The 16522-nt window shown below is 72.0% G+C and carries 12 protein-coding genes; 8 read left to right on the forward strand and 4 right to left on the reverse strand.

What is annotated here, in order from left to right; genetic code table 11:
• Positions 1-68: 68 nt before the first annotated feature.
• Genes ACFU53_RS08040 through ACFU53_RS08050 form a run of 3 tightly spaced genes read left to right on the forward strand, consistent with a single transcriptional unit; the run spans position 69 to position 3662 of the window.
• A complete protein-coding gene (locus ACFU53_RS08040; protein WP_383987539.1) occupies positions 69-764 on the forward strand; it encodes a toxin-antitoxin system, toxin component in 696 nt (231 codons plus the stop codon).
• The gene (locus ACFU53_RS08045; protein WP_383987396.1) at positions 761-2188 is read left to right on the forward strand and encodes an MAB_1171c family putative transporter; all 1428 of its coding nucleotides are present in this window, start codon (positions 761-763) and stop codon (positions 2186-2188) included. The genes ACFU53_RS08040 and ACFU53_RS08045 overlap by 4 nt, the downstream gene beginning before the upstream one ends.
• Positions 2181-3662: an FAD-dependent oxidoreductase gene (locus ACFU53_RS08050; RefSeq protein ID WP_383987399.1), complete on the forward strand. Its 1482-nt coding sequence runs from the start codon at positions 2181-2183 to the stop codon at positions 3660-3662. The genes ACFU53_RS08045 and ACFU53_RS08050 overlap by 8 nt, the downstream gene beginning before the upstream one ends.
• Before the next feature lie 91 nt (positions 3663-3753).
• Here ACFU53_RS08050 and ACFU53_RS08055 read toward each other — a convergent pair whose 3' ends face one another.
• From ACFU53_RS08055 to ACFU53_RS08070, 4 genes are all read right to left on the reverse strand, one after another.
• The gene (locus ACFU53_RS08055) at positions 3754-4620 is read right to left on the reverse strand and encodes an SMP-30/gluconolactonase/LRE family protein (RefSeq protein ID WP_383987402.1); all 867 of its coding nucleotides are present in this window, start codon (positions 4618-4620) and stop codon (positions 3754-3756) included.
• Entirely contained in the window at positions 4617-5390 is a 774-nt protein-coding gene (locus tag ACFU53_RS08060; RefSeq protein WP_383987405.1) for an IclR family transcriptional regulator, read from the reverse strand. The genes ACFU53_RS08055 and ACFU53_RS08060 overlap by 4 nt, the downstream gene beginning before the upstream one ends.
• A gap of 312 nt (positions 5391-5702) precedes the next feature.
• A complete protein-coding gene (locus ACFU53_RS08065) occupies positions 5703-6944 on the reverse strand; it encodes a helix-turn-helix domain-containing protein (RefSeq protein ID WP_383987408.1) in 1242 nt (413 codons plus the stop codon).
• A gap of 3 nt (positions 6945-6947) precedes the next feature.
• Entirely contained in the window at positions 6948-7100 is a 153-nt protein-coding gene (locus ACFU53_RS08070) for a hypothetical protein (RefSeq protein WP_383987410.1), read from the reverse strand.
• A 198-nt stretch (positions 7101-7298) separates the two neighbouring features.
• On the opposite strand from ACFU53_RS08070, the gene ACFU53_RS08075 reads away from it, so the two are divergent.
• The 5 genes from ACFU53_RS08075 (at position 7299) to ACFU53_RS08095 (ending at position 16521) form a co-directional block, all read left to right on the forward strand.
• Positions 7299-8330: a DUF3068 domain-containing protein gene (locus ACFU53_RS08075; RefSeq protein WP_383987413.1), complete on the forward strand. Its 1032-nt coding sequence runs from the start codon at positions 7299-7301 to the stop codon at positions 8328-8330.
• Positions 8331-8577: 247 nt separating this feature from the next.
• Positions 8578-9729, forward strand: a complete 1152-nt coding sequence (locus ACFU53_RS08080; protein WP_383987416.1) for a glycosyltransferase family 4 protein — start codon at positions 8578-8580, stop codon at positions 9727-9729.
• 149 nt (positions 9730-9878) lie between these two features.
• Positions 9879-10559 carry a class I SAM-dependent methyltransferase gene (locus ACFU53_RS08085; RefSeq protein ID WP_383987419.1) on the forward strand — a complete coding sequence of 227 codons (681 nt, stop codon included), beginning with the start codon at positions 9879-9881 and terminating at the stop codon, positions 10557-10559.
• Positions 10556-14998, forward strand: a complete 4443-nt coding sequence (locus ACFU53_RS08090) for an alpha-(1->3)-arabinofuranosyltransferase (RefSeq protein ID WP_383987541.1) — start codon at positions 10556-10558, stop codon at positions 14996-14998. Before ACFU53_RS08085 ends, ACFU53_RS08090 begins: the two co-directional genes overlap by 4 nt.
• A complete protein-coding gene (locus ACFU53_RS08095) occupies positions 14995-16521 on the forward strand; it encodes a condensation protein (RefSeq protein ID WP_383987422.1) in 1527 nt (508 codons plus the stop codon). Before ACFU53_RS08090 ends, ACFU53_RS08095 begins: the two co-directional genes overlap by 4 nt.
• The last annotated feature ends 1 nt before the right edge of the window (position 16522 follow it).

A 16522-nucleotide genomic window follows, 5' to 3' on the forward strand; every position in this document is an offset into this window, starting at 1 on the left:
TGAGGGATGCCCGCGCCAGGAGCAGTGACGCCCGCGTCAGGAGTACGGGAGGCGGCCTCGCCCGGGTCATGGGGATCGCGGGGCTGCGCGGGGCCGTCGGCAGGGTCCGGGCCGCGTTGTTGCCGTCGCGGTCCGGCGCCGAGATGCGGAAGTTGACCGCCGGGCTCAGCAAGGCGGTGCGGGGGAGACTCGACGCGCCCGTCGACGTACGGGAGTTGGGCGCGGCGCTGTGTGCGGAGATGAGTGCGCGGCGGGGCGGGCGGCCGGTGAAGCTACGGTTCGAGCGGTTTCCGGACGGGATCGGGGTGACCGGGCTGTGGATGGAGTTCCCCGACTTCGATCTGGTGATCGTCGAGGAGCGGGCGGAAACCGTGCAGCAACTGGTCATCCTGGGCCATGAGTTGTGGCACATGCACGCCGGACACTGCCACAACCATCTGCCGGGCGCTGACGCCGCCGCGCTCGCGCTGTCCGGTGAGACGGGCAGGCCGGGCGGGCCGGGTGAGTGCGACGCGTCCGCGCTGCCGCCGCTCTCCCCCGAACTGTCGGCCGCGCTCGGGCAGGGCGGCACGCCCATCGCGGCGCGCAACGGCTCGCACGAGTCCGACGAGCAGGAGGCCGAGGACTTCGGCCATCGGCTCGCGACCGCCTTCCGTTCCTGGGTGGACACCGGGCAGGGCGGGTCGGCCGATCCTGCCGATTCGGCCGACCCCGTAGGGCAGGCCATCCAGGCGTCCTTGGGTTATCGCAGGCACCGGAGATGAGGGGGACGGCTGTGCCCGCGACGACGACCGGGGCCCTCGGTCCCGCCGACTTCTTCGGCGAGCTGTACATCTCGTTCTGGATCCCCACGGCCGTACTGACCGCCGCCCTGGTGATCAAGCTGCCCGGCATCGTGAAACTGTGGCGGGACTCGCTGCTGCGGGCGGTCGGCGGGCTGCTGCTGCTCGCCTGCTGCGTCTTCGTGTTCGCGGTGCCGTCGGTGATCGCGTGGACCAACCGGACCGTGGGCGTGCCGAACGTCGCCGCGCCCTGGGTGTACTCCCTCATCACCGCGTTCTGCGCGTGCTGTCTGCTGCTGATCGTCGCCTGGCGCAACGGCCCTGCCGACCGTTCCCCGGCGACCCGTCGGCTCGTGCGGTGGGTCGTCGGCGTGTACGCGGGGGTGATCGTCGCCCTGTGGGTGCTGTTCGTACTGGCGGACGTCCCCCGCGAGCGGCTGCGCGACCTGGACACGTACTACGCCACCACGCCTTTCATGCGCGAGGAGATCCTGCTCTACCTCGTCGCGCACACGGCGGCCTGTCTGATCACCTTCCGGCTGATCCGCAACTGGGTCCGCGCGGACGGCCTCGACCTGTGGCTGCGCGGTGGTCTGAAGGCGCTGGGCCTCGGCTGCGCGCTCAACCTGGTGTTCGACGCCTCGAAGCTCACGGCGGTGGTGGCCCGCTGGACGGGGCACGACCTGGACTGGCTGAGCACGCATGTGGCGCCGCCGGTCGTCGCCCTGGCGGCCATCTTCATCGCGGTGGGCTTCATCCTGCCGCACGGCGGCCAGTATCTGCGGGACCGCTGGCGGGTGCGGACGAGCCACCGGCGGCTGCGGCCCCTGTATCTGCTGACCCGGACCGTCGACGGCTCCCGCGTCCCCTTCGCGCTGCGCGCCACCCCGGAACTGCGCCTCACCCGCCGGGAGACGTTCATCCGGGACGCCCTGCTCCGGCTGACCCGCCACCTCGACGAGGACCTGCGGCGCCGCGCGTACGACACCGCCCTGGACCTCGGCCACGAGCCCGGCCGCGCGAAGGCCCTCGCCGCCGCCGTCACGATCCAGGACGCGGTGGCCACGCGGAAGCGGTCTCCCGACAGCGGGACGACGGCCGCACTCGCGTCGGGCCCACTCGTCTTTCCGGGGCTCGCGGCGGGCTCCGGTGACCTGTCGGGCGTGGGGGACCTGTCGGGCGTGGGGGACCTGTCAGGGGTCGGTGGCCTGTCAGGGGTCGGTGGCCTGTCGGGCGCGCCGGGCCGTGCGGTCTTCCCGGAATTCACGGTCTCCTCGGACTTCACCGGCCTGCTCCAGGACATCGAGGCCGTGTCCCTGGTGCTTCGCGAGCCCGTCGAGATCGAGGCGGTGCGTGCGCTCGCTGCCGCCTCCAGAGCAGAGAGCAGTGTGCCCACACATGAGTGAACGTCCCGCCGCCGACCGGTCCTCCGGGTCGTCACGGCCCGTCCGGCCCGTCCGGGCGGTCCAGGCGGTCCAGGCGGTCCGGACCGACCAGAACGGCCGGACCGCCGTCGTGCTCGGTGGTTCTCTCGCCGGCATGCTCGCGGCCCGTGCCCTGGCCGGGTTCGTGGACAAGGTCACGGTCGTCGAGCGGGACGCGTTGCCCGAGCGCCCCGGTCCGCGCCGGGGCCTGCCGCAGGCACGCCACGCCCACATGTTGTGGTCGGGCGGGGTCCAGGCGGTGGAGGAACTGCTGCCGGGGACCACCGAGCGGCTGCTGGCGGCCGGGGCCCACCACCAGGCGGTCACCACGGACATGGTGGTCCTGTCGCCCCAGGGCTGGTACCGGCGCTGGCCCGTGTCCCACCACAACCTCCTGGCCGGCCGGGACCTGCTGGACGCGACCGTCCGTACGGCTGTTCTGGCCGACGAACGGGTCGAACTGCTGGAGCGTACCGAGGTGCTCGGGCTCGTCGGCGGCGAGGCGGCCGTGACCGGGGTCCGGGTCCGCCACGACGACGGCACCGAGCGCACGCTCGAAGCCGGGCTCGTCGTCGACGCCACCGGCCGTTCCTCCCGCGCACCCCACTGGCTCGCGGCGCTCGGGCTGCCCGAACCGGAGAAGCGGGAGGTCGACTCCGGTCTCGCGTACGCCAGTCGGGTCTACCGCGCGCCCGAGGGGGCACGGCGGGGTTTCCCGGTGGTCGCCGTACAGGCCGACGCGCGACAGCCGGGCCCCGGCCGGTCCGCCTTCCTGGTGCCCATCGAGGACGGGCGGTGGATCGTCATGCTGTCCGGGACGCGGGGCGGCGAACCCTCCCCCGACAACGACGACTTCGTACGGTTCGCCCGGGAGGATCTGCGGCATCCGATCCTCGGTGAACTGATCGCCGGGGCCGAGCCGTTGGGAGATGTGGCGTTCACGCGGTCGACTGCCAACCGGCGTTGGTTCTACGAGCGGATGTCCCGCCGGCCGGAGAACTTCACCGTCGTCGGCGACGCGCTCGCCGTGTACAACCCGGTCTACGGGCACGGTATGGCGGTCGCCGCCCAAAGTGCGGTCGCCCTGCGGGATGTGATGCGGCGTCAGGGGTGGGGCTCGCCCGGTCTGGCACGGCGGATCCAGAAGGCGGTGGCCCGTCCGGTGGGGGTAGCCTGGGACCTCGCCATAGGGCAGGACGTGTTCTACAAAGGTGCGACGGAGGCCGGCCCCACGTTGCGGGACCGGCTGGTCGCCGCGTACGTGGACCGGCTCCTCCTCACCGCCACCGGCAACGGCCGCATCGCCCGCCGCCTCACCGACGTGACCTCCCTGGAACGCGGCCCGGAGGTCCTTCTCACCCCGAGTGTCCTCCTCGCGGCAGCCGCCGGCCCCCTCAAGCCGAGGCTGGAGGAGGCACCGCTGACGGCGGAGGAGCGCAAGGCCGCCGGCCTCTGACCACCGCCGCGCGACTGCGCGGGAGGCCGAGACCGGATGCGGTCCGTTCGGCACCGGCGACCACGTGAGCGGCGGACCCAGGACCCGGGAATCAGCCCGCGAACGCCGGCTGAGCCAAGCCCTTCCCCGCGCCCGGTACCACCAGCAGCGAACCCGACAGCGGGTGCGGGGTCTCCGTTCCCGTGCGGGCTGTCGTGATGTACAGGTCGGTGAGGTCGGGGCCGCCGAACGCGCAGGCGGTGGGGCGGGGGGTGGGGAGGTGGATGACGCGGTCCAGGTCGCCGGTCGGGGTGTAGCGGCGGACGGCGCCGCCTTCCCAGAGGGCGACCCAGACGCAGCCCTCGGCGTCGACGGTGAGGCCGTCGGGGAAGCCGTCGCCGTCCTCGATGGTCACGAAGGGGCGCCGATCGACGGGCAGGCGGCCGTCCTCGGTGTCCGTGTGGTCGAAGACGTCGACGCGGCGGGTCGGCGAGTCGATGTAGTACATCAGTCGGCCGTCCGGGCTCCAGCCCGTGCCGTTGCTCACGGCGACGTCGTCGAGGACGGTCGTGGCAAGGCCCTCGCCCGTGAAGCGGGCCAGGTTGCCGCCGCCCGGGGCCTCGTCGTAGCGCATGGTGCCGGCGAAGAGGGAGCCGTCGGGGGCGACGGCGGCGTCGTTGGCGCGGCGGCCGGGGACCGGCTCGTGGTGCAGCCAGCGGAAGCCGCCGTCGGGGTCGGTCAGGCCGACGCCGTCCCGGAGGTTGAGGACGAGGCCGCCGCCGACGCGGGGCTTGGCCGCGCCGACGTGCTGTTCGGTGACGAGGACCGTGCGGCGGCCGGAGGCCGGGTCGTAGGTGTGGACCCGGGAGCCGAGGATGTCGATCCAGATCAGGCGCTGGGCGTCGGCGTCCCAGGTGGGGCCCTCGCCGAGGGCCGCGTACTCCCGTACCGCGATCTCGTAATCCGTGTACGCGCTCATGCCACGCTCCGGTGGCCGAGGCGCTCGGACAGCTCCGCGGCGCCCTTGGCGGCGAGCTGTTCCAGCTCGATCCGGCGCTCGTCGCTCCAGCGGATCATGGGGACGGAGATGGAGATCGCGGCGACGACCTTGCCGGTCCGGTCGCGGACCGGCGCGGCGACGCAGGAGACATCCGGGTTGGACTCGCGGTTCTCCACGGCGAGACCCCGCTCACGGATCCGGGCCAGGGCCTCGCGCAGGGCGGCCGGGTCGGTGATGCTGTTGGGGGTCATGGCGATCAGGTCGGCGTCGTTTGGGATCCGGGCGCTCAGCTCGACCTCGGGAAGGGAGGCGAGGAGCATCTTGCCGACGGAGGTGCAGTGCGCCGGGAGGCGGCGGCCCGCGGCGGAGACCATGCGCACGGCGTGCGTGGAGTCGACCTTGGCGATGTAGATGACGTCCGTGTACTCCAGGATCGCCACGTGCACCGTCTCGTCGCAGGTCTCGGCGACGGACCTGGCCACCTGCTGTCCCTCGGCGGCGAGGTCCAGCTGCTCGGCGTAGCGGCTGCCGAGCTGGTACGGGCGGACTCCGAGGCGGTAGCGTCCCGGCTGTCCCTGTACCTGGACTATGTATCCCCGGGCGGCGAGCGTGGTGACCAGCTCGTGCACGGTGGTGCGGGGCAGCTGGAGTCTGCGCACGATGTCGGGGGCGGACAGCGTGCCGTCCCCGTCCAGGAAGAGCTCCAATATGTCGAGCGCCCGGGTCACGGCAGGTACTAGGCGTCCCACTGTCGGCCCCCTCCCTCTGTCTGTCTTGTCTGCGGCGAGTGTTCGAAATTTCAACTGTCGATCGGCATAACGAACACAGGCTAGTCATAGTGCCCATGACCGGGCAATGGTCCGGAACACCCCGGGTTTCCTGTGACCGGTGAGCGGACACTGCCCTTCCACGTGGCGAGGGAGACGGGGAACACGGTGACGGAACCCGGCAGAGCGGCGAAATTCGGGCTCGGGGCCTGGTCCCCAAGCAGGCCCCCCGAATCCCAAGCAAGGCTCCGAATCCCAAGCAGGGGCCTGCTCTCTTCAGCGCCGCCCGCTCGATCAGCGTCTGCCGCGCGGGTCTCCCAGCTCTCCACGCAGCCGTTGCGCCCGCAGCACCAGTTCCAGTTCGAAGCGGCGGTCGGGGTCGTCGATCTCGTCGCCCCAGAGTTCGCGGATCTGCCGGAGGCGGTAGCGGACAGTTTGCGGGTGCACACCGAGGCGGGTGGCGATCTCGGGGGCGCCGCCGCGGGTCTCCAGCCAGGCGAGGAGGGTCTCGGCGAGGCGGCGGCCGTGGGTGGGGCCGCAGTGGGCCAGCGGGGCGAGGCAGCGCAGGGCGAGGTCGTCGATCAGCTCCTCGGGCTGGAGGAGGACGAGCGCCTCGGTGTGCTCGGTGCAGTGCAGGACCTCGCCGCCGGGCAGCAGCCGGCGTTCCATCAGACGTACGGCGGCCTCCGCCCAGCGCAGCGACTTCGCCGCGTCGGCCAGCGGCACCGGCGGGCCGATCGCGCCGGACCAGCCGGTCAGGGCGCGGTGGAGGAGTTCGGGACGGCCGGCCGCGTCCGGTTCGGGGACGACCATGCGGGGCTGCTCGTACTCCATGTCGAGCAGGACGCCCTGGCCGACGGCCGGGGCCATGGCCTCTCGGGCGGGGCGTAACAGGACCCCGACCGCGACCTTCTCCGGGAGGGTCCAGCCGATCCGGGCCGCCCGTTCCGTGAGCGCGTCGGCCGGGTCGCCCCGGTGGTGCTCGGCGAGAAGGAGTTCCATCAGTCGGCGTTGCAGTCGCAGCCGTTCGCCCGCCTGTCGGGCCGCCGCCTCCGCGTAGCCGCGCACCGACTGGTCGACCAGGCCGTCCAGGTACTCGTATCCGGCGTCGACCAGCTCGTACATCGCGGGCGGCGGGATCTCCACGCGCTGGCCGATCTCCGCGAAACGACGCCAGGCGAGGCGTACGCCGAGGCGGTAGATCGCCTGCAACGAATCCAGGCTGCGGCCGTTCAGGCCCTCGCCCCGGCCGAACTCCTGGAAGACGCCGGGAGGGACGCGCGGTCGGCCCTCTGCGGTCTCCAGGTGCTGGACGAAGACCTCGATCGCGCGGCGGATGCCGATGAGGGCCATCGGCTCGCCGGAGTCGTCGAGGACGACGGGCAGATGCGGGTACTCGCGGCGGATCTCGCGCAGGATCTCCTCGGCGAGGGCGGGGGCCTCGGCCATGGCGATCGCGGCGAACTCGCGCACCTGCAGCCGCGGCACGTCGTGCCAGGCGGATCGGACTGTGACGGTTCCCGGGCCTCCGGTCACCCCTCAGCGCTCCTGACCGGCGTTCTCGTACGTGATGAGTGGGGTGTTCGGCTGGTCCGGGGTCGCGTCGAGCAGCGCGACGATGCCGAGCGCGGCCCCCACGGCGAGAGCGGCGGCGGTCACGATGGTCAGTGCGGCAGCGAGCAGTCTGGACATCGCAGGGGCAGCCTCTCGGTCGACAGGTCGTCCCCACCCAGGGCACCCCGCAGGCTCAGTGTCAGCAATGCATTGACACTGCGTCAAGACTCCGCCTACGGTTCCCGGCCCATACGTCACGCGCACATTCCCCCCTGGCGTCGCCTCTGCCGCACGCCTACCCGAGACGCACCTCCCAACGCCCCCTGGAGTGCCCGGATGCGCCGTACAGCCCACCCGTCGCCCGACCACCACCCCTCATCGAGGCCCTTCGGGCCGCACCCACCAGGCGCGATCTCACTGGTCCTGCTGGGCCTCGGCACCTTTCTGCTGGTCCTCGCGCCCATGCTCGCGTGGTACGTGCAGCCACGGGCCGCCGTGAATCCGATCGACATCGACACGACAGCCGTCTACACCGGCACGGGCAGCGTCTTCGACGTGGAGCAGGTGAAGACCGTGCCGGACCAGGAGATCACCGTGACCCAGCGGGTACGCGGCGATGTGGCCGAAAGTGAGCGCAGCGGGGCCGCGGTGTGGGACGTGATCACCTCGGTCGACACCGACAAGTCGCTGCCGGCGGCCGACCCGCACGACGCCCTGGACTTCAGCCCGCACCGGTGGGTCAGCGACCGCAGGACCAACCGGCCCGTGCACTGCTGCGACGAGAAGCCGTACATCGAGGGCGAGGCGTACCTGAAGTTCCCCTTCGACGTACAGGAACGCTCCTACCGCTGGTGGGACAACACGCTCGGCGCGACGGTGACCCTCCACTACGAGGGCCGGAAGAAGGTCCGGGGCTATGAGGGGCTGCGCTTCACGGCGAAGGTTCCGGCCACCCGGACCGGCACCCGGATGGTCCCGGGCGCCCTCGTCGACGAGCCGAACCGGCCGCAGGTGCTCGCCGAGGAGTGGTACGCCAACCACGGTCTCGAACTGGTCGTCGACCAGAGCACGGGACGCGTGCTCTACGCGCAGACCGGGCCGCGCCGGACGCTGCGGGCGCCGGGCGGGGACGAGGACGCCGCGGTGCTGCTGGACAGCCGGAAGCTCGCGTTCACCTCGGCGACGCAGAAGTTCGCGGTCGACCAGGCGGAGAAGGACAGCGGACTGCTGCGACTGGTGGGGCGGACGGTGCCGATCGGTACCGCTGTGGCCGGTTTCGTCCTCGCCGCGGTGGGTGCCGTTTTGGTCGCGCGCGGCAGGCGGCGCCCCGATACGTCCGAGTCGTCCCAGGAACCGATCACGATATGACAGGGCGTCAGTTCAATAAACCCCGGAAATTGTCACGCAGGTGAGTAGCAGCTTCGAACCGCTGGGCGAAAACTGTCCACCCCACCTGAGCACAGCCCACCCACACCCTGCGTACAAGCACCTACAAGCACCAGAAGAAACGAGCGACCCGCAAGACCCACCCGGACCCCTCCCAACCGGAACATCCCCCACAGCGAACGTCCTTCTCCCCGCTGAGTTCCGCACCCCGAGACGAGTTGGAGCACCCATGCCCCAGCACGTGCCGTTCTCGCTGGTCGAGGTGTTTCCACGCCTTGATCAGCAACGGTCCGCAGGCCCCCCACAGCCGCGCCGGATCGTCTTTCTCGCCCGCCGTGACCTCGGTAATCCGGCGGCGGGGGGCTCCGAGCTCCTCGTCGACCGGCTCGCCGACGGCCTGACCCGGCTCGGCCACCAGGTCACCCTGCTGTGTGGCGGCCCGGCGGCCTACCGCGACTACCGTGTCGTGTCGGCCGGCGGCGACCTGAGCCACCATCTGCGCGCCAAGTCGGCCTTCGCCCGTCAGGTCGGCGACTGCGACCTCCTCGTCGAGGTGTGCAACGGCATGCCCTACCTCGCGCCGCTCTGGCACAACGGTCCGACGATGTGCCTGGTCAACCATGTGCACACGGATCTGTGGAAGCTGCGGTTCGGCGGCCCCCTGGCGCCGGCCGCGCGGCTCGGCCGAAGACTCGAACACTGGTCGCTGACGGCCGCGCAGCGCCGGAATCTACTGGTCGCCGTGTCCTCGTCCACCGCCACCGCGCTCCGCTCGATCGGTGTGGAGCGGGAGCGGATACGGGTCGTGCACAACGGGGTCGAAGAGCCCGGGCCGCGTTCTGAGCGGTCGCCCGAGCCGCTGTTCGTGGCGGTGGGACGGCTCGTCGAGTACAAGCGGATCGACCTGCTGCTGCGGCTGTGGGAACGGGTGCGTCCGGTCACGGGCGGGCGGCTCGTGATCGTCGGTGACGGGCCCGAGCGGTCGCGGTTGGAAGCGATGGCCGGGCCCGGGGTCGAGTTCGCCGGGCACGTCTCCGAGGCCGAGAAGCACCGGCTGCTGTGTGCGGCCTGGTTGCTGCTTCATCCGTCCGCCGTGGAGGGGTGGGGGCTGGTCGTCACGGAGGCGGCGGTGCGGGAGACCCCGTCGGTTGCCTTCGATGTGCCTGGGCTGCGGGATTCCGTCGTGGACGGGGAGACCGGGGTGCTGGCTCGGGGGGAGTCCTCGTTCGCCGCCGCTTGGTGCGCGTTGGCGTTGTCCACCGATCGGCGGGTGCTGATGGGGAAGGCTGCGCGGGAGCGCGCTGCGCATTACCGGTGGGACCGTACTGTGCGGCAGTTTCGTGCGGTGGCCGCCGAGGCCGTGCGGGGCTGGACTCCGTGAGCGCCAAATGGGGTGCCTCGGACGGTCGTTGGCGGGTGCGGGTGCGTCGTGGCTCGTCGCGCCCACGCGGCGGAGCCGCAAATGTCACAGCCCCGCGCCCCTACGGTGACCCCTCCCTGAAACGCTCCGTATCCCTGTTTCGGGCCTTCATGCGGGAGCAGGACGATCCCGAGTACTGCTATGCGCTCCTCGCCCGCGATGCCGTTGATCAGGTCGAGGCCTACAGTGGTGGGCTCCTCGACGGGCTGACTGTCGTCGATGTCGGCGGCGGGAGCGGGTACTTCACCGAGGAGTTTCGGCGGCGGGGTGCGCAGGCGTATCTCTTCGAGCCGGATCTGCGGGAGTTGGGGGCGAAGCCGCCCGAGGGGGCCGTGGTCGCCGACGGGTATCTGCTGCCCCTGGCCGACGGGGTCGCGGACGTCACCTTCACCTCCAACGTGCTGGAACATGTGGCCGATCCGCCGACCTTCATCAGTGAGCTCGTGCGGGTCACGCGGCCCGGCGGGCTGATCTATGTGTCGTTCACGAACTGGCTGTCCCCCTGGGGCGGGCACGAGTGGGCGCCCTGGCACTACCTGGGGGCGGAGCGGGCGCGGGCCCGCTATCGGCGCCGTACCGGGAAGGACGCCAAGCACACGCTCGGCGAGAACCTCTTCGCCGTGCACATCGGACGCACTTTGCGGCAGGTGCGCGGCCGGGACGACGTGACGGTCGTGTCGGCGCGCTCCCGCTACTGGCCGTTTCTCGCGGAGACCGTCGTGAAGGCGCCGGGACTGCGTGAGTTCGCCACCTGGAACCTCCTCCTCATCCTCCGGCGGTGTCCACCATGACGAGCACGGTCCAGGCTCCACCTCCCGCGCCGGTACGGCCGGCGGGCACGACCGAGGGACCCCCCGAGGGCCCTCGGTCGAGGCGCTGGCTGCTGGGGTTCTGGGCCGTGGTGTTCGTCCTGCTGGTCGCCGCGCAGCCGGGGCGGCAGACCTTCGACACCAAGCTCGGAGTCACCACCGATCCCTGGCAGTTCGTCGCCGATCTCGGTCAGTTGTGGCACGACCGGGGCGGGTTCGGCGGGATCCAGGACCAGTACGTCGGTTACCTGTGGCCGATGCTCCCGTACTACGGGCTGACCGATCTGGTCGGGCTGCCGGTGTGGCTCGCGGAGCGGCTGTGGCTGTCGCTGATCGTGTCGGTGGCCTTCTGGGGTGCGCTGCGGCTGGCGGAGCGGCTGGGCGTCGGCAGTTCCGCATCACGGCTGTTGGCCGCCGGCGCCTATGCGTTGTGGCCCGTGTTCACCACCGTCGTCGGGTCGACCTCGGCCGCCGCGCTGCCGGGGGCGTTCCTGCCGTGGGTGCTGCTGCCGCTGACGAGCGAGCGGCACAGCGCGCGCGTGGCCGCCCTGCGGTCGGCGCTCTTCATCCCGTTCATGGGCGGGGTCAACGCGTCCGCGACCCTGGCCTCGCTGTTGCCCGTCGGGCTGTATCTGCTCACCCGGACGCCGGGGCCGCGGCAGCGGAGGCTGATCGCCTGGTGGGTGCCGGGGGTGATCCTGGCGACCGCGTGGTGGGTGGTCCCGCTGCTGCTGCTCGGCGTCCACGGGGAGAACTTCCTTCCATATGTGGAGAGTTCGCAGACCACGACAGCGACGATGTCCGCCACCGAGGCGCTGCGGGGCGCCGGGAACTGGGTGGCGTATCTGAACTTCGGTGAGGCCTGGCTGCCGGCCGGGTGGTCCGTCGCCGCCTCCGTGATCGTGATTCTGTCATCGGCGCTGGCGGCGGGGCTGGGTCTCGCCGGGCTCGCGCGGCGGGACATGCCCGAGCGGCGGTGGCTGGTGCTGACCGTGCTGGTGGTCGCGCTGATCACGCTCGCCGGGTACGGGGGTGTGTTCGGGGCGCCCTTCCACGGGGTGGTCCAGGACTGGCTGAACGGGGGCCTCGCGCCCTTCCGGAACATCTACAAGTTCCAGACCGGGCCGGCGCTCGCACTCGTCCTCGGTCTCGCGCATCTGGTGGGGGTGGCCGCGCAGGCGCGCGGAGTCCGCCGGGTGCGGGGCCGGCGGTTCGCACCGCTGATCGCGGCCGTGCTCGTCATACCCGGGCTGCTGTGGCCGTACCTCAACGGGTCGGTACTGCAACCGGGTTCGTTCCAGGAGCTGCCCAAGTACTGGCAGTCGACGGCGAACTGGCTGGAGAAGTACTCCCCGGATTCACGGGCGTTGGTCGTACCGGCAACCGCGCACGGCATCTACACCTGGGGCACCACCGTCGACCAGCCCCTCGACGTGCTCGCCGACTCCCGCTGGGCGCAGCGCGACTATGTCCCCTTCGGCACCGCCGGCAACCGGCGCGCGATGGACGCCGTCGAGCAGGCGTTGCTGACGGGTGGTCAAGTACCCGGACTGGCCGACTACTTGAGCCGGGCCGGTCTGTACTACGTCGTCGTACGCAATGACCTGGACCCCGACCAGATCGGCTCCGTACCGACGACGACCGTGAAGCGGACCCTGGAGCAGTCCGGGTACGAGCGGGTGACGGGGCTCGGGCCGATGATGACCGGCGGGCGGATCGCCGCGGACACCCCGCTCCAGGTCGAGGGGCTGTACGCGCAGCACCGGGCCGTGGAGATCTACCGCCCCGCCGAGGACGTGCCACGCCCCGGGCAGGCCGGGCTGAAGGCGATCGCGGACACCGCCGTCGTCTCCGGCGGGCCCGAGTCGCTGCTGCCGCTGGCCGCCGACCCGGAGCTGCGCGCCCGGGCCACCGTGCTGACCGGCGACAACCACCCCGGCCTAGGCACCCCGGCCGTCCAGGTGGTCGGCGACGGGCTGCGCCGCGCGGACACCCGCTTCGGCCTGGTCAACGCCAACACGTCGTACACGTACACGGCGAACGAGCGGAACCCGAGCGGGAGCGTGCAGGACCCCGGTGAGAAGCCGAAGCAGATCCTGCCGGTGTCGGGCCTCGACCATCAGACGGTGGCCGAACTGCGTGGCGCCAAGTCGGTGACCGCCTCGACCAGCGGCAACTGGCTGTTCCATCTGCCGCAGTACGACCCGGTGAACGCCTTCGACGGCGACCGGGACACCGCCTGGGCAGAGGGCGCGGCCGGGTCGGCGAACGGGGAGTGGCTGCGGATCGACTTCGACGGCAGCCAGGACATCCCGGAGACGTTCGAGGTCACGCCGTTGCCGCAGGACGGGGTGCGGTCTGCGGCTACGCGGATCAAGGTGGAGACCGAGCGGGGCTCGCGCTCCACGAACCTCCAGGCCGACGGTTCGACGCAGACGGTCAACGCCCGTCCCGGCGAGAGCGGTTGGCTGAAGATCACGATCCTCGACTCGGCGGAGCGGCACACCGGGCTCGTCGGCGCGGGCTTCTCCGAGATCGACATCCCCGGCGTCAAGGTCACCCGGATGCTGCGGCTCCCGACGGACGCGAAGGAGACCGACGCCTCCGCCGAGGTGGTCTCGCTCCAGCGGGCCGCCGACCCGACCGGTCTCTCCCCCACGGGCACGGAACCCGGGCTGCACCGCGCCTTCGCCACCTCCACGGCGGGGACGTACGAGGTGAAGGCGACGGCCGTCCCCGTGCCGGGTGAGGAGTTGGACAAACTGCTGTACGAGGTCGCCCCCGACCAGCAGACCCGGATCACGGCGACCGCCGAGTCCACGGCCTCCCTCGGGGCCGGGCTCTCGCCGCGCAACCTGACCGACGGCGATCTGACCACGGCGTGGATCGCGGGCGACGACCCCACGATCCACCTCAGCTGGGGCGACAAGTGGCCGGTCGGCTCGCTCGTCCTGGCCCCGGCGGGCGGCCTGTCGACCCGGCCGACACAGGTCGAGATCAGCTCCCCGGACGGTGCGGCCATCGCCGGTGTCGACGAGAACGGCTGGGTCCGCTTCGACCCGATCAACACCGACCAGCTCGACATCACCATCACCGAGACGGCCCCCCTGACCGTCCACAACCCCGTCGCCGACGACGACCTGCAACTCCCGGTCGGCCTCACCGAGGCGTACGTCCCGGCCCTCGACCAGTACCGCACCCCGCAGCCCGCCCCGACCCGGGACTTCGAGCTCCCGTGCGGCGAGGGCCCGGTGGTCGAGGTCGACGGGACGCTGTACGAGACGAGCGCGCAGGGGACGGTACGGGACCTGGTGGAGCGCCGGTCGATCGACCTGACGCTCTGCCAGAACAGCGGTGCGGGGGCTGGGTTGGAGCTGGACGCGTCCGACCGGCACACCTTCGAGTCCGAGGACTCGGGCGCCCTGGCCGTCACCACCGTCACCCTCACCCGGGGTTCGATCGCCGAACCCGCTGCCAGTGGCCGCGACCTGGGCATACGGGACTGGCTCGGCGACCGCCGCGAGGTCACCGTCGGCGACGGCGCGGCCTCCTACCTGACGACGTACGAGAACTTCAACGACGGCTGGAAGGCCACGCTGGGCGGCCGCGAGCTGACCCCCGTGCGGCTCGACGGCTGGCAGCAGGGCTGGCGCGTCCCCGGCGGCGCGGGCGGCACGGTCAAGATGTCGTACGAGCCGTCCGTGACGTACGAGGCCGGGCTGATCGGTTCCGGTGTGGGCCTCGCCGCCCTGATCGGGCTCGCCCTCTGGCGCCGCCAGGAGCCCAACCCCGACGAGCCCCAGCCCACCCCGCCGGGCCCCGGCCTCTGGCTCGGCACGATCGCCCTCACCCTCGTCGGCATCGTCATCGCGGGCTTCTTCGCCCTCCTGGTCCCGCTCCTGGCCCTCCTCGCCTGGAAACGGCACACCCTGCTCGTACCGATCGCCTTCCTCGCCCTGGCCGGCGCCGGTGTCGCCGCCGCCTTCGGAGCGGGTGAGCCGGTCGCGGCGGACGAGGGCGCGTTCGGGCATGTGGCCCAACTCCTCGCGCTGATCGGTCTGTTCGCGGCGCTGGTGAGCGTGGGTGCGGACGTCGTGACCTCGCCGGAACGGCCCGGCTCCACACGGAGGTTCGAGGTGCCGCCGGGGGCGAAGGCGCCTACGGAGCCGTTGCCGCAGCGGCGGCGGGTGGACAAGACGCTGAACGGGGGGCCGGGAGGTCCTGGAGCAGGTGGCGGGTCCGTCGCGAGTCCGACGATCTCGGCGCGCGGGCCGGGCTCCCTGCAGGGCGACCCGGACACCCCGACCCGGCGGATTCCGTTGACCAAGCCGAAGTTCAGGGCGACGCCGCCGGAGGCCGACGGTTCTACGGGAAACGGCCGTACGGAAGACGGCGGTACGGGTAAGGGGGAGCCGGTATGACGGCGCTGGACCACCCCGCACGGGACGAAGCCGCTCACGGGCCCGTCCGCGTCCCCTTCCCGGTGGTCGACGAGGTGTCCCGCCACTGCCTCCAGGAGGAGGAGCCCGAGACCGTCCACATCGAGGTCCACCTTCCCGGCCGCCTCGACCCCGACCGCCTTCGCACCGCCTTCACCGCCGCCCTCCGCGCCCACCCCCGCATCCTCATGCGGGAGGCGCCGGGGCGGTGGTACAGCCGCCGCTACGAGTGGGAGCTGACCGAGGGTCCGGAGGTCGAGGTGGTGGCCTTCCTGCCGGCCGGCCCGCACGCACTGCGGGACGCGCGGACGAGGGCCCTGATCGAGGCACCCCCGCTGACGCTGTCGCCGCCGATCCGCTTGGAGGTGGTGGCGGGAGCGGGGCCTGCGGTGGGAAGCGAGGCCAGCGACGACGTGGGCCACGCATCTCGCCGTGCCGCCCCGACTGCGGGCATTCGTGCCGCTGGGACGATGGGGGTCCCCCCGCTCGAGCGAAGCCGAGAGTGGGGGAGGGTGGGCGCAGCGGCACCTCGAACCGCCGAGCAGCGGAAACACCCCCCGGCCGACCCCACCCCCGGACACCGCACAGGCACCGGCACCGTCCTCTTCCTCACCATCAACCACACCGCACTCGACGGCCCCGCCTGCCTCCGCATACTCGCCACCGCGGCCCAGCTGTACGGCGGCAAGGACAACGCCCCCACAGCCCCACCCGTCCGCCCCACCTCCACCCAGGACGAGCCGACCCCTGCCGAGACGGAAACCCCCTCCAACTGGGCCCGCCCCGCCCGCGTCGCCCCCGGCACCCCGGAGCCCTCCCCCGGCAACGGCCTGCTCGTCACCGAACTCCCCGTCCCCCGCCGCCCGAAGTCCGCCCCCTACACCGTGAACGACCAACTCATGGTCACCACGGCCCTGATGCTCGCCCACTGGAACCGGGAACACGGCGCCCACCCCCGTCCCCTCCGCATCACCATGCCCGTGGACGACCGCCCGAGGGACACGGACATGCCGATAGGCAATGGCACCCGCTTGGTCGAAGTACCCTTCTCGCCGGTCGAGTTGAACCCGGCCCACACCCCCCTCCCCACCCTGCTCCGCCGCACGGCGGAACGCACCCGCGCCCTGAAATCACTCCAACGCCCCCAACTGGGCCACGGTGCCTCCCTGTTGACCGCCCCGGTGGTACCCGTGTCGTGGCGCGCGGCCCTCACCCGGGGCCTGCGCAGAGCCGCGGCCCCCTGGACGTCGACGACTCTGCTCAGCAACATCGGCCGCATCCCGTACGCGCTGGACTTCGGCGAGGAGGCCGGCCGTGCCCGCGCCGTATGGTTCTCGGCCCCCGCCCGCATGCCCCGCGGCCTCACCGTCACGACCGCCTCCACGGCGGGCCGCCTCCACCTGGCCCTGCGCTGGTCCCGTGCCCTGCTCAGCCACGGTGACGGCGCCCACCTACGCGACCTCTTCGAGCACTATCTGCACGCGACGGCAGAGGACACCGAGTAAT

It is taken from the genome of Streptomyces sp. NPDC057474 (assembly GCF_042802555.1).
Lineage (GTDB): Bacteria > Actinomycetota > Actinomycetes > Streptomycetales > Streptomycetaceae > Streptomyces.